Below are 18,346 nucleotides of genomic sequence, written 5' to 3'. Positions count from 1 at the left end.
ACTGCGACCCAGCACTTGGGTGGTAACCCGTACGCAGGTGGGTCGGCCAGGGAATGGAACCCGGCAGGGCCGAAGCCCTCCCACGCACAGTTCGCCATGAAGCAAGCACGAAAAGTGCGGCAAAACCCGGTCGCTGAATTTGCAGCGACCCCCAAAGCCTATCTCCCGGACTTCCGACACAACAACCGCCACACCCTGTCGGAATCCTCCTCAAAACCGCCGCAGCTGTGGGACCTTCACAGATTTTCCAGACCTCCCCCGGTCAAATTGAGGAGTGGGGTGACAAAAATAGCGGCCACGAAAAAGGCGACCCCCTCACAGGAGTCGCCTTTCCATTAACCGCCGCTATACCTTACTCGGACAGTTTGTACGCCATCACATAGTCGCCTTGCTTGGTGCCCAGCGACCCGTGACCGCCCGCAACCACCAGCACGTATTGCTTGCCGTCCTTGCCGGTGTAGGTCATCGGTGTGGTTTGCGCGCCGGCCGGCAGGCGGCCTTCCCACAGTTGTTTGCCGTTTTTCACGTCATAGACGCGCAGGTATTGGTCGAGGGTGCCGCTGAGGAACGCCACACCACCGGCGGTGGTGAAGGTGCCGCCCAGGCTGGGTACGCCCATGCTCAACGGGATCGGAACCGGCGAGCTGTCGCGCACGGTGCCGTTTTTGTGCATCCAGATTTTTTCATGGGTGGTCAGGTCGACTGCGGCCACGTAGCCCCACGCCGGTGCCTGGCACGGCAGGCCCATTGGCGACAGCAGGGGTTCAAGAACGACGCCGTACGGCGCGCCTTTGTTTGGCTGCACACCTTCGGTTTCGCTTTTGCGCGGGCCTTGGGCGGCGATTTCTGCCGCTGGGATCAGCTTCGATTTGAAGGCCATCCAGTCCGGGTTCACGAACAGGATCTGACGCACCGGATCCACCGAGACACCGCCCCAGTCGAACACGCCGAAGTTACCCGGATAAACGATCGAACCTTGCAGCGATGGCGGGGTGAACGGGCCGTCGTAGCGCAGGGATTTGAAGGTGATCCGGCAGACCAGTTGGTCGAATGGCGTGACACCCCACATGTCGCGTTCTTTCAACGGTGGCGGCATGAAGTTGAGGTCGGATTTGGGTTGGGTCGGCGAGGTGTGATCACCGGCGACGGCGCCTTGCGGCACGGGCACTTCGTTGATCGGCACGATTGCTTTGCCGGTGCTGCGGTCCAGCACGTAGATGCTGCCTTGCTTAGTCGATGCCAACACGGCTGGCTTCACGCCGTCAGCGGTTTTCAGGTCCATCAGGGTTGGCTGGCCGCCGACATCCATGTCCCACAGGTCGTGGTGGGTGAACTGGAAGTGCCAGCGCACTTTGCCGGTAGCAATGTCCAGCGCGGTCAGGCCGGCGGCATGCAGTTCCGATTCAGGGGTGCGTTCGCCACCGAACTGGTCCGGGGTCTGGTTGCCCATCGGCAGGTAGAGCATGCCGAGTTTTTCGTCGACCGCGAACATGGACCACATGTTCGGCGAGTTGCGGGTGTAGGTCTGGCCTTCGGCAATCGGCGTGGTGTCGTCCGGTTTGCCGCTGTCCCAGTTCCACACCAGTTTGCCGGTGTGTACGTCGAACGCGCGGATCACGCCGCTTGGCTCGTCGGTGGAGACGTTGTCGGTGACGTGGCCGCCAATCACCACCAGGTCTTTGGTGACCGCGGGTGGCGAGGTGGAGTAGTAACCGCCGGCAGTGAAGCCGCCGATGTTGGCGCGCAGGTCAACCTGGCCCTTGTCGCCGAAGTCTTCGCACATCTTGCCGGTGTCGGCGTTGAGGGCGATCAGACGGGTGTCGGCGGTCGGCAGGAAGATCCGGCGTGGGCAGGCATTGATCACGGCGGCACTGGCGCTGCCGGTCGGGCTCTGCTCGGAGGCGTAGACGGCGTCATCGTGATACGACACGCCACGGCAGGTCATGTGCGCCCAACCCTTGAAGTTCGCCGCGTTTTGCGTGGAGAGCTTAGGGTCGAAACGCCAGATTTCCTTGCCGGTGTCCGGGTCCAGCGCGATCACCTGGCTGTGCGGCGTGCACACGTAAAGCATGCCGTTGACTTTCAGCGGGGTGTTTTCAGCGGTGGTCTCGCCCGGATCGTTCGGGCCCGGCAGGTCGCCGGTGCGGTAAGTCCACGCCGGGACCAGTTTGTGCGCGTTTTCCGGAGTGATCTGCGCCAGGGGCGAGTAACGATCACCGTGGGCGCTGCGGCCGTAAGAATTCCAGTCACCGTCGGGCATGGCCGGCGCGGTGTTGGTCATGCCGGGCACGCTGTCGCGGTCCAGTTGGCCTTTGATTTCACCGGGGTGGGTGAATTGGCTGGCCAATGCGGCCACGCCCGCCACGACCACGGCGACGCTCAAGGCGCCGGTGCCCATCGGTGCAGCGCCTTCGCGCAGCAGTGGACGACGGAACCATGGCAGCAGCAGGACGATACCCAGCGCAAACAACATCGCCAGGCGCGGCACCAGTTGCCACCAGTCAAGGCCGACTTCCCACAGTGCCCAAACGGTGCTGGCGAACAACACCAGTGCGTACAGGCCCAGCGCAGCGCGGCGGGCGAGGAGCAGCAGCACGCCGGTCAGCGTCAGGCCGATACCGGCCAGCAGGTAATACAGCGAGCCGCCGAGCATGCTCAACTTGATCCCGCCAGCCAGCATGGCCAGGCCCATTAGCAGAAGCAGGATGCCGAGCAGGCTCGGCAACAGACGGCTTCGACTCAAAGCACCATCAGTGCTCATAGTGTAGTTCTCCGTGACGTTTTAAGTAGTCCCGCGCAGGTTCACTGTAGATGACGATCTGGCGCGGGCATGGTTCATATAAAAAGTGTTTGTTTGACGCATTCCCTTGTGGGAGCGAGCCTGTCCGCGAAAGCGGAGGTTCAGTCAACATCGATGTCAAGGCTGACGGCCTCTTCGCGCGCAGGCTCGCTCCCACAGGGGGGGGCGGTGTGTTTTAGAAGGACGAGGTGATCTTGATCCCGCCAATCAATGCGTCATCGACCTGGTCCACGCCACCGGGGTGGCGGATGTATTGCAGGTTCGGGCGCACGGTCAGCCAGTTCGTCACATGCACGCCGTAATAGAGCTCGGCGCTGTATTCGGTGTCTTGCGGCGGCAGGAACGTCGGGTCGTCGTAGTTGAAGACGGCGCGGGCCTGATTGCTCGCCTCGGCGTTTTTGCGGTAGGCCGGGTTGACGTGAACCCGGGCCAGGGCGAAGCCGATGTCGTCTTTGGCGCGCGCATCGAAAACGCCTTTGTAGACCACGCCTGCCTGGACGTAGTTGTCGATGGCGTTGGTCTTCTTGTCGTGCATCGTGCCGTTGGCAAAAACGTTCAAACCACGGCTGTTATCGCTGGTGAGGTTGGTGATCTGCTGCTGAATGCCCAGCCACACGCCGTGTTTGCTCGATGCACTGCGGTATGCCTCACCGCTCAGGGCCGCTGGCTGACCATTGCTGTCCTTATAGACATCGGTGGCGTTGGCGCTGCTGTAGTAATAACCGGCACGGTATTCGCCCGGCAGGCCGTTGAGCTTCGGCGTCCACACCAGCTCCACCGGCAAAATCGCGCCCTGGGTGCCGCTGCCACTGAGCTTGAAGCCGTTGTCGCGATCCAGGTTCGACGGGTTTTGCTCGTAGGCACCGACCTGCGCGTACAACTGCGGCGTCAGGTGATATTTGACCCGCATTGCCCATTGGCTGACCGGCCAGTTGTACCAGATGTCGCCGACCCAGTTGCCGACCTGCGAGCCGCAGAACGCCAGGTTCTGGAAGTCGCAGGGGAAGCTGTTGAAATCTTCGCCTTCGCCAAAACGACCGGCCTTGATGTCGAGCTTCTGGTCAAAGAATTTCTGCTGAAACCACATCTGCGTCAGGCGCCAGGTTTGCCCACGGCCCCAGACTTCCTGGGCCGAGGTAAAGCCGCCCACACGCGGGTCATTGATACGGTCGTTGCTGATGTTGTTGCCGTTGCGCTCGGTGATGGTCAGCTGAAATTCGGCGTCGTCCCAACCGAGGATTTTCTGCAAATCCAGGTGCGTGCCGAAACCGAACTGATCGCTGTAGCGCGCAGTGCGGTCATGGTCGTAGCCACCGTGCAGGTTGCTGCCCATCTCGCCGGTGTAATCGACTTTGAAGTCGTAGCCTTTTTCCGCAAGTTCGGTACGCGTGCCGTTCCAGTCGCCGAGCATCCACGGTGAATCGCTATCGAAGGCGGGCGCCGCCTGGGTGCAGGTGGCGAAGCCCAACGCGGTGAATCCACCGATCAGTTTCAGGGCTTTTCGGCTGGCAACAGCTGTACAGACAGCGCTGTCTCGCGAAGTTTGAAAGTAAGGCATAGAGAAGAAATTCTGGGTCTTTTTCTAGGGAAGATACGGAGTGCAGCAGGGCCTGAAGCCATTTGAAGAAGCGTTTCAGCTAGGCGGCGCAAGGATAATGTTCTGTTACAAATAGAGAAAGGGCTTTTATGGACATGGATCGTTTCAGATTTGGTAACAGTGCCGGGCGGCGACCTTCAACGTCACCTACATTGACTGATAGCGCACAGAGCGCTTCCACCCGATCACACCCTCGGCTAAGGTGCGCGGCTTCCCACTCCTTACATCGCTCGAAGGCCCGGCATGACCGAACAGAACAACAACCCGCTGCATGGCGTAACGCTGGAACAGATCCTCAACGCCCTGGTGGAACACTACGAATGGTCGGGGCTGGCCGAGCGCATTGATATCCGCTGCTTCAAGAGCGATCCGAGCATCAAGTCGAGCTTGACGTTTCTGCGCAAAACCCCGTGGGCCCGGGAGAAGGTCGAGCGCCTGTACGTGAAGTTGATGCGCACCAAGCGACCGCTCTGAACATGCCGGGCTTGGTCGCGAGGCGCCGTTTTGTGGCCGCTGCGGCGGTGCTGGGCTGGGCCGGGCTGGCCATTCAGCTGTACCTGATTCTGTATTCGCGCTGGACGCTGGACGCCCGGTTGATCGGCGGTCTGGTGAGTTTTTTCAGCTATTTCACGGTGCTGACCAACACGCTGGTGGCGACGGTACTGACCTGTGAGTGGACGTCCCGAGAGTCCGCAGCCCGACGCTGGTTTTTGCAGCCGTGGGTGAGCAGCGCGATTGCCGTGAGCATCGCCGTGGTGGGGCTGGTGTACAGCGTGTTGCTGCGGCATCTGTGGCACCCCGAAGGCTGGCAGTTTCTGGCGGATGAATTGCTGCACGACATCATGCCGCTGCTGTTTCTGGCGTATTGGTGGTTCTGCGTGCCCAAAGGCACCCTGCGTTTGCGGCACATCGCGTTGTGGATGATCTATCCATTGATGTACTTCGCCTACGTGTTGTGGCGCGGGCACCTGCTGGCGGTATATCCCTATCCCTTTATCGATGTCGACAAGTTGGGTTATCCACAGGTGTTTGTGAATGCGGGTGGGTTGCTGGTCGGGTTTGTGGTGGTTGCGCTGATAGTGATCGGGCTCGACAGGTGGCAGGTCCGAAAGCGAACCTGAATTGTGGCGAAGGCGCTTTTGCGGCGAGCAAGCTTGCCCCCGTTGGGCTGCGAAGCGGCCCCAAGTCCGGGCGCGCTGCGCACTCCAACGGCGGCAAGCCTTTCGCACAGGATGCTGGTCAGGCTTAGTTATTACTCGTCGCTGTCATCCAGCCGCCAGTAGCCGACCGCTTTTACGAACGGCTCATTCAAGCCATGTTCATCCAGCAACACTCGCCGAATCTGCCGCGACACTTTGGTCTCGGTCGCCACCCACGCATAAAGATTGCCGCTCGGCACTTGCAGTTGTTTCACGGTGTTCAGCAGGTTGTTCTTGCCGCCCTCGCGCAAGACCCAGATCACATTGACCTGCGCGGGGCTTTCCAGACGCTGTTGCTCGGCACCGTTCTCCACCTCGACGATCACCAGCGCACGGCGATTGGCCGCCAGGCCCTCGAGGCGGCGGGCAATGGCGGGCAGGGCGGTTTCGTCGCCGATCAGCAGGTAGCTGTCGAACATGTCCGGCACGATCATCGAGCCACGCGGCCCGCCGATGTGCAGGAACTGGCCGGGTCTGGCTTGCTCGGCCCAGGTCGAGGCGGGGCCGTCACCGTGCAACACGAAATCGATGTCCAACTCCAGTGTGTCGAGGTCGTAGCGACGTGGCGTGTAGTCGCGCATCGCCGGCATCGGCCCGTTGTTTTTGCCAGCGCCGAGCACCAACGTTTCCAGTGCCGCCTGTTCCGCCGCGTTTTGTGGGAACAGCAGTTTGACGTGGTCATCGGTGCCGAGGCTGACGAAGCCGGCCAGCTCTGGCCCGCCCAAGGTAATCCGGCGCATGCGCGGCGTCAGGTCGACCACACGCAACACCTGCAGTCGACGGCGCTTGATTTCATGCATGACACGGTGGATGGATTGCACGATCACTTCAGTCATTCGGCTTGCTCCTGAACGGGTTGAACGGCCGGGCCGTCGACGATGGCCTTGGCGGTGTTGTTGAGCAGGTCGCGCACCCGCAGGATTTCTTCGGGGCTCCAGCGGCCGTGGTGCATCTGCAAGGCATGACGCAAGTTGTGCACCGCTTCGTGAATCTCCGCAGGGCGGTCATGACCGCGCAGCGAGCGCTTGCTGACGTCGATGCGCATACGCACGCCGTCCAGCGCAATCGCTTGCTCAGTCAGTGACAGGCGTCCGGCGTCGGTGATGCCGTAACGTTTTTTCCCGCCCTCGGCGTCGCCCGAAATCATTTCGCTTTCTTCAAGAAAGGTAAGGGTCGGGTAGATCACGCCGGGGCTGGGACTGTAGGCGCCGTCGAACATGCTTTCGATCTGGCGAATCAGGTCATAGCCGTGGCAGGGCTGTTCGGCGATCAGCGCCAACAGCAGCAGTTTCAGGTCGCCGGGGGCGAACACCCGTGGCCCGCGTCCGCCGCGTTCCCGACCGGGGCCAGGGCGTTTTTCGAAGCCGTCGCGGCTGTCGCCGTGTTCGCGATGGGAATGATGGTCTCTCATTTCGTGTCTTCTCTCGTCGTGTTTAGATACAACTTAAGATATATCTTAAGTAAAGAGCAAGGTCGCAGGACGAACGGTCATGGCGAGGCAGGCACGTGCCAGGACCGGGCTGGCAGGCGACGTGCTCTTTTAGAGTAATAAATCTATTCGGGCGAGTTTGACGGCTTATCACCGGCTTATTAGTGTGAGAGTCGTATTGATCTTACGGACGTTTTATTAGTTGTTATCTGTCTGTATTTTTAGTCAAAGCTGTGTGTAGTACTTCTCTGAGAGGTGTGCAGCGCAATGAGTGTTTTTCTGTCTTTTTTCCTATTGTTTGAAGTCCATTGTTACTACATGTTCTTCGGAACTTGCGTACTTACTTTCTTAAGCGATTGGCCGATCATTCTCCGGCGTCGAAAATAAGCCGGCCTACGAAGAGTCGTACTGGCTTATTCAGCTTTCTCGGCCCAATCCTTTGAAAAGACAGGTACTCAACAATGTTCAATAAGTTTGCAATCGCCGTCCCGATGACCCTCTTGGCACTCAGCTCTTCGGTGGCGTTCGCTGCGGAAGAAGCACGCACCTCCATCAACATTACCGCCACGATCCCAACCCAGGTATTCCACGCCCAACCGGTGAATCCTGACTTCGGTAAAGATGAAAAAATGGCCTACAACCTGGTGGCTGGCACCTTGAATCCGCTGCGTGCGACCTACGATATTCGCCACACCAACGGTTCGGTCAATGCTTATGTAGAAGGCGGTCCGCAACCCCTGTTCAACGGTAGCAACAACATCGCGCTGACCTATTCCTTCAACGGCGTAACCTTGACCGGTGCTTCCCAGGAAGTGGTCGGCGATACCGAATCCAACGGCGGCATGCGCGCTGATCTGGTGATTGCCGCCGCCAAACCGACCGCCACTCAGACCGGTCTTTACACCGCCAATCCAGTCGTAGTCTTCGATGCCATGCCGCGCATCCCGTAACACCGTTATGAAGTAAGGATCGTTCTTATTTAGATAACGCTTGCCGGTCGACAGGCAACTGCTGCCTGTCGACCGGGTTTTAACGTGCTTATATTCAGAGTATTCCGTTCATGTTCCCGATGACTCCCATCGCGACGGCGCTTGCCCTGCTGTGTTGCGCAACCGCTTTGGCCGCACCCGCAGATAATGCGTACACCCCCCGAAGTCTGTTGGCCCAGGCCAAGGGTTTGCCGACCGAGTTTGAAGAACACTTCTTCGATGTGCCGCTGGCAGTGCGTGTGGAACTTGATCAACAGTTTCTGGGTGAGGCGATGGTCGTGTTGACGCGCGATGATCGCATTACGCTTGTTGACTTCACGGATGTCAGCGACAGCCAGTTCAAACCCAGTGAGCGCGACATCTGGTCGAGCTATCTGAAACAAGGTGTGGCCCTCGGCAGCTGCGAGGCCACATGCCCCGAACCATTGTTGGCCGTGCACTACAGCCTCGAAAACTCCTTGGTCTCGATTCTCACGCAAAATGCTGAGCGTGACGACCAGGTGCAACGCTATTACAACCTGCCTGAGGCTGGCAGTACCGGATTGATCGTGCGCAACCAACTCAACCTCAATGGCGGCCAGGATCAGGACCTCGGTGGACGCTACGGTCTGGAAGCCAGCAGCAGCCTGGGCAATTGGACCCAAGCGGTCAATATTCAGCTGTCGCGACTGGGCGGCATGGATAACACGCTCTACCACGCCGTCAATGAGCTTTATACCCAGCGCGAGCTGGAAGGCAATTTTCTGCGCCTGGGTTATTTCACCCCTTCATCCGAGGGCCTGTCCCGCCAGCCGCGCACCTTTGGTACCAGCCCCGACACGGCGTTGGGCGTCATGTATGGCAGCTCCGACAGTCTGGCCATCAATACCCCGAAACCGGCGGTTTATCCGATTTACGTCACCGCCAATCGCCAGGGTTCCGTGGAGATTTACCGCGACGGTCTGCTGATCAATACCCAGGCAATGCCTGCCGGTTTGCAGACCCTCGATACCCGTCCACTGCCGGGAGGGATTTATGAAGTGGAAGTGCGCCTGATTGAAGACGGCCAGATCACCTCCAGCACTCAGGAGCTGGTCTACAAGCCGAACAACTGGCGCAATCATGACGAGCGCTGGCGCTACAACCTGTTCGCCGGCCGTGAATCGGGCTTGCTCAGCAACTGGGACCAGCCCGACGATGGCGACAAGACCGCCGGCGCGGCGCTCAACTACTTGCTGCACCCGCGTGTGATTCTCGGCCTGAGCGGTCGACAAGTGAGCGATAGCCTGCAACTCGGTACGTCGGTCGACTGGGCCATCGTCAATCACGCCAGCCTGTATGCCAACGTCTACCAGACCGAAGACTACGGCACCGGTCTCGACGTGCAGGGCCTGTATTCCTACGCCAGTGGCAGCCTGGTCGCCAGCTATAACCGCAGCTGGCTCGACACCACAAAACTGTACGACACCCTGCCCGATGGCACGCGGGTGCGCCAGCCCAACGTATTCATCGGGCAAACCAGCAACTCTTCGTTGTCGATCAACCATCGACTGACCAGCAAAAGTTCGGTCAATGCGCGGGTATCCCACAGCGAGGGCAACACCAATGGCACGGGCGTGGACCTGGGATGGACCCAGCGCACCCGGCTGCTTGGCAGCGATGCCAGCTGGCGATTGTCCCTGTTCGATCGGCCGGGCAGCATCAGTTCGGATGACGACCGCAACCGAGGTATCGACCTGAGCGTCAACCTTGCCCTGGGCGGCCCCGGTGAACAGATCTCCGGCAGCATCGGCACCCGCACGGCCCGCGACGGTGGACGAGATAACAATGCATCGATCACTTACCGCAAAGACCTGCAGGATCACATTCTGCAAAACGTCTCCGCCACGGCCATCACGGACACTTATGGCCTCGGTCTGAATACCATGGCAACGATGCAATCCGACCTGATCAATGCCGATGGTTTCATTCAACGCTCCTCCTTCAACAACGACTTTACCGGTGGCCTGAACCTGGACAGCACCGTGGCCGTCGGCGCACGGAAAATGGTCGTGACCAGCCAATACCACCGCAACGGCGCGGGCATGATCATCGATGTGGAATCGGACATCGAAGACATTGTCCTGCGCGCCGACGATTTGAGCGGCGGCAGCGCGGTCCTGAAGCCCGGGCGCAATTTTGTGCCGATCACGGCCTACAAAAGCAGCTCTGTCAGTTTCGATTTCGAAGGCAACCACGTGCCGGCCGCCACCATTCAGCCGTCGCGTTCCAGTTATCACCTGAACAAGGGCGGCGTGGATTATCGGCAGATTCGCGTGATGCGAACCCTCACCGTCCTGGGCCGCCTGATCGACCCTCAGGGCAAACCGCTCAAGGGCCACCACATCATCAACCACGCCAGTCGCGGGGTGAGCGAGGTGGATGGTTTCTTCTCGATGGAAATGAACGCCGGTTCACCGACCCTGGAAGTGCGCCACGGCAACCAGCTGCTGTGCCAGTTCCGCCTGGACCCGAGCCGTGGCCGCACGGAAAACAACGTGCTGATGATCGGCGATCTGCGCTGCACGCCAGACACCTTGGCGGACCTGACGCTTCAGACGCCGACGGCAGGCTGATGCCCGGCACCCCGCACTTTTTTGGAGGTAAATGACGATGAAACGTCGGTTGGCATTGATTGGTTTTTGTTTGTTCACCCAGACGGCGCACGCCGGACCAAGCATCAATATCGGCTCGGTTTACGACTACCTGGACGGTGACAAAAGTACCTTTTTGAAACGCGTCTATAACGGCGGCGACAGCACCGCCTTCGTCAAGGTCAACATCCTTGAAATCCTCTACGACGCCGATGGCAAATCCCGGGAAGTCCCACTGATGTCCAATGCCGACGGCACCTCCCGGGATGGCTTGATGGCCAGCCCGGCACGGCTGATCGTGCCCGCCAGTGGCATGCAAGGCACGCGATTGCTGTACATGGGCGAGCGCGACAAAGAGCGCTATTTCCGCGTGCGCTTCGTGCCGGTGGTGCCCGAGAAAGAAGACGAGTTCGCGGTGTCCATTGAAGAGCGCGAGGAATACAAGAAAACCCTGTCCGCCGGGGTCACGGTGCTGGCCGGGTATGGCGCGGTGTTTTTCGTCCGTCCCAAGAGCACGCGTTACGCCAGCGTGATCGAGAACGGCCCGACGGATTACCGTATCCGCAACAACGGCAACACCGTGGTGGTGATCGATGAGTTCAAGGATTGCTCGGTCAAGAACGAGCAGGACTGCCAGCCCACCACCAAGCATCACATCCTGGCGGGCCGCCAATTCGAGTTCGAAAAACAGGCCGGCCGCGAATACCGCTTCACGCTGGTTGAAGGCGAGAGCAGCAAGAAACTTGATGTAAAGGGCTGATGACCATGTTCAGAAAACTGATGGTTCTGATGGTCTTGGCAATGGCCTGCCATTCAGCGTTTGCAGCCCGCGAGGTGCATCAATTCGACGTGTTCGTGACGATCCCGAGCCAGCCCTTCTACGTCATTCCCGCTGACCCCGGCTGGATTCACCGCGAACAGCAATTACCGTGGAACCTGACCACCGCGACCCTGGGTGGCTTGCGCAAGTATTTCGATGTGAAGAATGAGTCTGGCGCCATCGAGGCACGGCTTGAGGGCAGACCTTTTCTGTCCAACGGCACTGATGCTCATGACATTGGTTTGCGCGTGATGTTCAACGGCCATGTGCTTGATGAACTGAACAGTCGCGAAGTGGTGTCGATGAGCGATGCCGCACCGGGTAAGCGTGTGTTGCTGGAGATCGTGCCAACCCCCCCTGACGATGGGATTTATAAACCGGGCAGCTATTTCGGCAGTGTCAATTTGATTTTCAACGCAGTGCTGCCGGGGGCGTGATGCCATGCGGATTGGCTGTTGACCTGACTCGTTTCAGAGGAAAAAACATGAATCATTCACAGGGCTTGGGGCGGCAGGTACGTTGCTGTGTCGGGATCGGGATTTTATCGTTGCTCACCTGTTCTTCGGCCTGGTCGGAAGAAGTCTCTATCCTGGCATCGTTCAGACCGGACTCTGCAAACCCTCAGCAGAACAAATTCCGGAATGACACGCCTCCCAGCGGTTATTGCGAGAGTTATCCCAGCGAGTGCCACGACAACGAGATGTTCAGCCTGCGCGTGCCGATTCAGTTCAACTCCAATGCGCCGATCCAGGCGAATCACCCGTCATCGCGCCAGGGTGCCACTTTCAAAGTCCCGGCGCAGTGGCGCGAGTTGTCCGTGGTGCATGAAACGACGGGCGAGCCCGAGACGGTCAAGGTTCGGATTGCAGGTATGGGCTCCCAGTATTTGACCGAGGACGTTATCAGCCTTGTCGGTGGGGGGAGCGACTATCAACTTGCCCACGCTCAACTGTGGGGCGCCAGTTGGGTGTATGCGCCCGCACCCTGTCTTTATAGTGGCGTAGGGCTTATAGGGCCGGCTAGCTATGCCTTTTTCTGGAAAACACCCGTCGAGGCCAGCTGCGATAAGCAGGCCAGGTTCAACGTGCCCTGGTTGCGTTACAACTATCTGGATTTCGCCTATGAACTGGTCACACCGAACCCGTTGGGCATGTCTTCGGGCCGTTATGTTGGAAGCCTGACCTACAGCGTCGGATCGAACGGTGATTTCGACATGGGTGACGTCATGCAACCGAGCGATTCGACACTGACGCTGAATTTCACACTGGACGTGCAACACACGCTCAAGGTCGAGATCCCACCTGGCGGCAATAGTGTTGAACTGGTGCCGCAGGGCGGCTGGCAAGCGTGGCTGACGCAAGGGCGCAAGCCGACACGGCTGTTCCGCGATCAGACGTTCAATGTGTCTTCGTCGAGTCGCTTCAAGATGAACCTTGACTGCCAGTACAGCAACGATGGCAACCGCTGCCTGGTACGCGACCCGGCCTCGGGTCATGCTGTGCCACTCGACGTCAGCGTCACGTTGCCCAATGGCCTGGTGGATGGCGCCGATCAACCCGTCAGCCGCCGGCCGTTGCGGCGCGACGGCAGTGGCACCGAGCTGTTCCAGCCGCGCATTTATGTTGATCGCAAGCCTGGAACGTTACACTTCGAGATCGCGCAAGACGAGGTCGAGGAAATGCTCAAGCCCGGTGTCACCCGAACGTACTCGGGCAATGTCACGGTGATCTGGGATTCGGAAGTGGGCTAAGGGTTGACCCTGATGCATCATTCGATGCATCAGGGGTGCCGATTATTGCTGTGCGTCTTTTTGCAGTGCTGCGCGGGTCAGTTTCCTGCTCAGTTCTTTTTCTTCGTAGCCCAGGTCATGAAGCAGTCCGCCATAGACTTCATCGGTCATGTCTTCATGGGTCAACACCACTTTTTCATCGATATTCAGTCGCCCGGCAAGGTCTAGCAGGCGCTGTTTGATCGCTCGTCGTTTCGCAATCTGCTGGTCCTTGGAACGGGCCCAGGTGTGCTGGACTTCGCGTAACTCATCCAGCAAGTCGCTCCTGGTTTCGAACAGCCGGGTATTGCGGCGGAACTCGTTCGGGTACGTGTCCTGCAGGTATTTCTGCCAGAACGGCTGTTCGATCATGTCGTTGATCAGACCATCGCCGGCCTCCATCGACATCACCGTCTCGAAGGCGATGTCGAGGGTTTCGGCGCTCACCTTTGCAATGGGGCGAAACAGCATCGACTCCGATTGCCACGGTAAACCAAGGCGTTGAGCCAGTCCGGTTTCGTAGGCGAGGTACACCTCGACCTCATCGGGGTTACCCGGGCGGCTGCCGAAATCGGCACGGGCAATGTCATCCACGCGCGCGAGGCGAGCGGCACCCTTGGCCAGGTTCAACAGTTTGCTTTCAAGCACGGCGTTGGACGTCGACAAGGCATAGGCTTCGGAGGCAAGCACCTTGATGCCCATGTGGTTGAACACCTGGGTCCCGGCATCGGCACAGGTGGTAGGCGCCCTGGCCATCTCGAACAGATCCTTGCGCAACCCGGTGTCCAGGTCGATGGCTTCGATCATGCGCCATACCCGGGTGCTGAGCTGTTGACGCAAATTACCACCGGCCCGGTAATCGGCCGAGCGAGTCTGTTTCTGGATCAAGGAAAAAAAATCCGCTGAGCCAGGCTCGGTCATCAAGTCGTGCCAGGCTTCCTCCCGGAAAGTGCCCAGCCCTGAGACCTCGGCACTCCACCATACCGAGTCGTTGTTCATGGGCCACAGCTTTATCGCGTTGCGTGCCGCGTTGGTGTAGACCTGCGTTGGCGAGATGCCGACCGATCGTCGATACGCTGTGAAAGTAACCAGGTTGGCCTCCGAGAGCTGCTGTTCGTACAAGCGGGTCCGCGCCACGAGGAAGGCATCTTCCGAACCGGGCACGACCTTCGGAATGACGCTGATCGGGTTCTCCTGCAAATCCAGAAAGAAGCCGCGCGGTCGACGTTTGTTGGCAGGTCCTAACAGGCCATCGGGCCAAGTGGTGGCCCCGGTGTTGCTCAAACTCAGAATTCTCAGTCTGGGCATGCGTCCGACGTCCGGCAGCCGGCCCAACTCCCGGTTGTCATCGAGCCTGAGGGTTTCCATGCGGGTCAGGTTTCGCAGTTGCTCGACGGCCGACGGGGTCAACGAGATGTCGTTGTTCATCAGTCGCAACGTGCGCAGGTGGTGCATCTTGCCGATGGCGTCGGGGAGTCGCCTCAAGCCGCAGCTGCGGGCGCTCAGTTGCTGCAGATGAGGGAAGTCGCCCAATAGGCCGGAGGCGGATTCGGCAAAAGTCGTGCGGTCCAGATTCAAGGTGCTGATCTGATCGAGGTAGCGTTTGATATCCGGCAATTCCTTCCACCAGCGTTCGAGGTCGAGCACCTTGAATTCTGTGGACAAGTCCAGCGCATACCCGCCGTCGGCTGTGATGCTGCGTTCGCCAAAGACCGTGGGTTTGCGTTTGAAACAGTCGATGAGGCGTTCGGCAATGTGCAACCCGCCGCTGTTGACGAACCCGCGTTGATCCGGGCCCCAGGTATCCGGCTGCTGGTAGCGCCAGCGATTGAACAACACACGCAGGTCGTCCAGTTCACGGTCCAGACGAGTCAGGGTCTGGTGCCCTTGTTCCTGCGATCCGAGGGATCGCACAAAGGTGATGACCTCGCGCTCATTGAAGTGAGGGTAAATATCCTGCACCCGTTCGGTGAGCGTGGGGGCGACGGTGGAGAAGCCGGGACCGCGCAAGAGGATCATGTCTTCATGGTCAGCCAGCGGACGGATCGGCGGTGCGGCGAGCGCAGTGCGGCGTTGCGCCGGGGTCTCGGTCTTGGCCATTACCCATTGCTTGAAGAAGGCGCCCTGGCCCGGCCGATAGCCCAATTGCGCCTGTTTGTTGTTCGGCAAGCCGTTGAGGACGGCTTCGTAAAAATCAGTGCTGTCGTGCAATTTCTGGTTGTCGCCATCCCAGACTTCGAATCGGTTGACATCATCCTTGACCAGCACCCGGACCATCGACGCGTCTTCAGCACCCACGCGGCTGCGCAAGGGACCGGCGTCGTTGCCTTCGCGAACCTCGATGCGCAATTGCGCGAAGGTGTCGGTATGAATCCTCAAGGCGTTCAGCACCAGGCTCTCGGTTTCCGCCACCCACTGCGCGCCGTCGTGGAAGCCTTCATAGGCATGGTTGGTCCGGGCTTCGAAGGCGGCCTCACGGGCGCGGCTCTTGAGGTTCAGCGGCAGGTGTTGCGTTTGGGTCATGCGCTTGAGGTCGGCAGTGTCGGCACTGTTCAGCAACGTCGCTGCCGCGCGGGACGGCAGCTCGGGAAAGGTCTGGCGCATGAGTCGCAGCTGCGGATCGTCGGACGCCTGGGCACCTTGGTAAAGCTGATTGACGATGTCCGGGGTCATTTGATCGGCTTCATCCGCCAGTCGATTACGCAACGCTTGTACCCGTTCCCCTTTGGCGGTGGACCGACCGAGCACGGCTTGCAGCTCTTCTTCGCTGAGAAACTCGAGAAGGTCTGGCGCAAACCGGTCACTCATGAGGTTGGACAGACTGGTGGACAGCGTCTGCCCGTCGCTCGCCTCTACATTGCCGTACTGGCGGAACCGGCCGCTCATGTCGGCATGTTCGTAGACCTTCAGGGCTTTATCTGCCGGCCAGCCGTCCAGGTAAGTCGCCAGCGGTTCAAACCAGTAGGAGGAAGGGTCCAGGGGCTGGCCTGAGCGAATCCTGTCGATGGCCTGGCGGGTCTGGCGCTGGATGTTCAAGCGGGTGAGGCTGTCGTCGAGTAACGGTGGCGGGGCCGTGTTGTCGACGTACATCCGGCGCAGCGCGCCGTCGTTGATGCCGCTGGCAATGCGAACGTCGTCGAGTTGCGTGTCGCTGAAGCCCTCCACGGCGTGGCCGAGACGGCGCATCAACGTCGGGCGATCCCAGGCTCGCGGGTTCTCGGCTTCATGAGTCCAGGCGCCGAGGCCGTTGTGTTTCAGCTCGGGCCGATAAGCCATGTCGCGATACGGGTGTTTGACTCGATAATTGCCGGTTTGCGGGTCTTTTTGCACGGCGTAGTGTTTGTCTTCCAGTGGCAGAACCGTCTGGCCTTCGTGGGCATGCAGCCCGAGCTTGTCCGGCCTGGAATCCGGCGATAGCTGCACATCGGGCCACTCATAGGCTTTGAGATCGGGGTGCCACAGCCGGGGTTCGCCGTTGGGCAGGGTAACCGGTTTCATGCCTTCGATCAGTGGTGACAGTTTCAGGCGCGCCAGCGCACCAATCTGCGCGCCGGCGGAAAACGCTGCCAGCTGAAGCACATCCGTGACCACGCCGACGATGTGTTCGACGGCTTCGGTCCACAGCCCCAGGGTCATGTCGACGATGCCTTCAATGGTGTCGCTGGCCATCTGATACGCCATGTAGCCCATCATCACCTCACCGAGTCCGGGCACGAACGGCGTGACGACCATCAGGGCGATGTTGAAAATGTCCGAGAAGATTTTTTTGAAGTTCTCCCACCACGCCTGTCGGGCATGGGTATCGGCATCGGCGGTGGACACGGCGATGTGGCAGGCGTCTTTGAAAACCTTGTTGAGCTTGTGCTCAGACAGGTACTGCCAGAGTTCGCCGGTGATCGGTGTGGTGCTGAAATGCAGGTTAGGTTCAGTGACAGCCACTTCCCGCCAGCTCGGTCTCTGGTCCAGCGGCTCTTTGCGGTGCCATTTCACTTGGAACAGGCGTTGTTGCAGCCCGGCAAAAAAATGCCCCCGAACGGATTGATCGACGAACCGGCTGAAATATTGGCGGTAGGTCATGCCGGTGGACGAAATGACATCGTTGTTACGCAGCTGACGCGTCAGTTCATTCATGAAAGCGAGGGTCGAGGGATACTCTTTCAGCGGATGCTCAGGGTCTTGCGGGACGTAAGCGAATATCGGCACAACTTCACGGGCCCGGTCCAGATCCGGGGTAATCAAAACGATCCCGGTCAGCACACTGTCGAGAATCGACAGGTTGGCGAAGTGCATGATTCGGCCTTTGCGGGTGAGGTTGCGCTGGCCGTCGAGCATCATCAGGATCAGGTCACCGGCATCGGCGTCAATGTCGCCTTTCAGGACGGCCAGTCTGGCAGCCGCTTTGAACGCGGTTTTCTCACTCTCGACAATCTTGTGTTTCAAAACAACCTGGGCGAGGCCGTCTCTGGGCCGCAATTGTTCTTCGAGGTATTTCGTGTAGCGCGCGCCAATGTCCAGCTCGCGGCACAGGGTCTGGAACTGGGCGATGGACATTTTGCGTTTGATCGGCAGGGTGTCGAAATGCCCACGGGCATCGGGCTGACTGATGAAGTTCGAGTCTGCTTCGCAGGTTTCCCTGCTCGAGAAGTTATGCAGGGCCGCGTCCAGCAGTGATACGGTTCGGGTCACCACACCGTTGATGTTGCTGGCATACCAGGGAAGCTGTTTGGGTAGATAAAGGTGCAAGTACGTGGTTTTTACGTCGACGTCGACACCGAACTGTTTCAGCAACGCCTCGGTCACCAACGGTTCGGCGAATTCATATACGCCTTGTACCTTGTCCATGACCCGGTCAACGGTGTTTTGCGCGGACCAGTGTTCGAGGTTGGCTTGTTGTAACGGTGTGTGATCGAAATCCCTGTTGGCCAGTACCCAATACCCTGAAGCCGGTCGGGTGAGGCTCAGTTCCCGAATCCGTCGCGATGAAGCGTCCTTGAGCGCGGGATGGATTCGGTTCTTGATATACGCGTAGTGGCGACCTTTATTGCCATCGGCCCCCGGTGTGGGTAGCGCTGAAGTACGTCCGTGTAAGTCAGTCATGCTTTTAATGAACCTTGAGCGTTAAGTGGAGTGAC

12 protein-coding genes are annotated in these 18,346 nt (G+C 59.4%); 7 read left to right on the top strand and 5 right to left on the bottom strand.

What is annotated here, in order from left to right; genetic code table 11:
• Window positions 1–352 precede the first annotated feature (352 nt).
• On the bottom strand, window positions 353–2,761 hold the full coding sequence (locus NL116_RS25475) for a glucose/quinate/shikimate family membrane-bound PQQ-dependent dehydrogenase (RefSeq protein ID WP_494374568.1): 2,409 nt from the start codon (window positions 2,759–2,761) through the stop codon (window positions 353–355).
• Window positions 2,762–2,975: 214 nt separating this feature from the next.
• Window positions 2,976–4,358 carry a carbohydrate porin gene (locus NL116_RS25470; protein ID WP_494374567.1) on the bottom strand — a complete coding sequence of 461 codons (1,383 nt, stop codon included), beginning with the start codon at window positions 4,356–4,358 and terminating at the stop codon, window positions 2,976–2,978.
• A 282-nt stretch (window positions 4,359–4,640) separates the two neighbouring features.
• Here NL116_RS25470 and NL116_RS25465 point away from each other — a divergent pair, with 282 nt between their 5' ends.
• Window positions 4,641–4,871 carry a VF530 family protein gene (locus NL116_RS25465; RefSeq protein WP_007903672.1) on the top strand — a complete coding sequence of 77 codons (231 nt, stop codon included), beginning with the start codon at window positions 4,641–4,643 and terminating at the stop codon, window positions 4,869–4,871.
• 2 nt (window positions 4,872–4,873) lie between these two features.
• Window positions 4,874–5,518, top strand: a complete 645-nt coding sequence (locus NL116_RS25460; protein ID WP_494374566.1) for a Pr6Pr family membrane protein — start codon at window positions 4,874–4,876, stop codon at window positions 5,516–5,518.
• 131 nt (window positions 5,519–5,649) lie between these two features.
• Here NL116_RS25460 and NL116_RS25455 read toward each other — a convergent pair whose 3' ends face one another.
• A complete protein-coding gene (locus tag NL116_RS25455; RefSeq protein ID WP_494374565.1) occupies window positions 5,650–6,432 on the bottom strand; it encodes a siderophore-interacting protein in 783 nt (260 codons plus the stop codon).
• A complete protein-coding gene (locus tag NL116_RS25450) occupies window positions 6,429–7,007 on the bottom strand; it encodes a PadR family transcriptional regulator (RefSeq protein ID WP_494374564.1) in 579 nt (192 codons plus the stop codon). The genes NL116_RS25455 and NL116_RS25450 overlap by 4 nt, the downstream gene beginning before the upstream one ends.
• Before the next feature lie 479 nt (window positions 7,008–7,486).
• On the opposite strand from NL116_RS25450, the gene NL116_RS25445 reads away from it, so the two are divergent.
• The 5 genes from NL116_RS25445 (at window position 7,487) to NL116_RS25425 (ending at window position 13,196) form a co-directional block, all read left to right on the top strand.
• Window positions 7,487–7,975, top strand: coding sequence for a CS1 type fimbrial major subunit (locus NL116_RS25445; RefSeq protein WP_494374563.1), 489 nt, complete (start codon window positions 7,487–7,489; stop codon window positions 7,973–7,975).
• Window positions 7,976–8,085: 110 nt separating this feature from the next.
• Window positions 8,086–10,608: a TcfC E-set like domain-containing protein gene (locus NL116_RS25440; protein ID WP_494374562.1), complete on the top strand. Its 2,523-nt coding sequence runs from the start codon at window positions 8,086–8,088 to the stop codon at window positions 10,606–10,608.
• A gap of 37 nt (window positions 10,609–10,645) precedes the next feature.
• Complete coding sequence (locus NL116_RS25435) at window positions 10,646–11,386, top strand: molecular chaperone (protein ID WP_494378131.1); 741 nt, start codon at window positions 10,646–10,648, stop codon at window positions 11,384–11,386.
• 5 nt (window positions 11,387–11,391) lie between these two features.
• A complete protein-coding gene (locus NL116_RS25430) occupies window positions 11,392–11,883 on the top strand; it encodes a CS1 type fimbrial major subunit (RefSeq protein ID WP_494374561.1) in 492 nt (163 codons plus the stop codon).
• A 47-nt stretch (window positions 11,884–11,930) separates the two neighbouring features.
• Window positions 11,931–13,196: a hypothetical protein gene (locus NL116_RS25425; protein ID WP_494374560.1), complete on the top strand. Its 1,266-nt coding sequence runs from the start codon at window positions 11,931–11,933 to the stop codon at window positions 13,194–13,196.
• A 42-nt stretch (window positions 13,197–13,238) separates the two neighbouring features.
• On the opposite strand, the gene NL116_RS25420 is transcribed toward NL116_RS25425, so the two are convergent.
• Window positions 13,239–18,311, bottom strand: a complete 5,073-nt coding sequence (locus tag NL116_RS25420; RefSeq protein ID WP_494374559.1) for an NEL-type E3 ubiquitin ligase domain-containing protein — start codon at window positions 18,309–18,311, stop codon at window positions 13,239–13,241.
• Between the last annotated feature and the right edge of the window lie 35 nt (window positions 18,312–18,346).

Source organism: Pseudomonas sp. FBCC-B1667 (genome assembly GCF_059133255.1).
Note: the sequence above shows the minus strand (reverse complement) of the source record. Positions and strands in the feature narration are given on the sequence as shown.

Excerpts from the sequence above, each read along its gene's own strand:
- NL116_RS25475 (WP_494374568.1), bottom strand. The coding sequence starts at position 2,761 with ATGAGCACTGATGGTGCTTTGAGTCGAAGCCGTCTGTTGCCGAGCCTG.
- NL116_RS25470 (WP_494374567.1), bottom strand. The coding sequence starts at position 4,358 with ATGCCTTACTTTCAAACTTCGCGAGACAGCGCTGTCTGTACAGCTGTT.
- NL116_RS25465 (WP_007903672.1), top strand. The coding sequence starts at position 4,641 with ATGACCGAACAGAACAACAACCCGCTGCATGGCGTAACGCTGGAACAG.
- NL116_RS25460 (WP_494374566.1), top strand. The coding sequence starts at position 4,874 with ATGCCGGGCTTGGTCGCGAGGCGCCGTTTTGTGGCCGCTGCGGCGGTG.
- NL116_RS25455 (WP_494374565.1), bottom strand. The coding sequence starts at position 6,432 with ATGACTGAAGTGATCGTGCAATCCATCCACCGTGTCATGCATGAAATC.
- NL116_RS25450 (WP_494374564.1), bottom strand. The coding sequence starts at position 7,007 with ATGAGAGACCATCATTCCCATCGCGAACACGGCGACAGCCGCGACGGC.
- NL116_RS25445 (WP_494374563.1), top strand. The coding sequence starts at position 7,487 with ATGTTCAATAAGTTTGCAATCGCCGTCCCGATGACCCTCTTGGCACTC.
- NL116_RS25440 (WP_494374562.1), top strand. The coding sequence starts at position 8,086 with ATGTTCCCGATGACTCCCATCGCGACGGCGCTTGCCCTGCTGTGTTGC.
- NL116_RS25435 (WP_494378131.1), top strand. The coding sequence starts at position 10,646 with ATGAAACGTCGGTTGGCATTGATTGGTTTTTGTTTGTTCACCCAGACG.
- NL116_RS25430 (WP_494374561.1), top strand. The coding sequence starts at position 11,392 with ATGTTCAGAAAACTGATGGTTCTGATGGTCTTGGCAATGGCCTGCCAT.
- NL116_RS25425 (WP_494374560.1), top strand. The coding sequence starts at position 11,931 with ATGAATCATTCACAGGGCTTGGGGCGGCAGGTACGTTGCTGTGTCGGG.
- NL116_RS25420 (WP_494374559.1), bottom strand. The coding sequence starts at position 18,311 with ATGACTGACTTACACGGACGTACTTCAGCGCTACCCACACCGGGGGCC.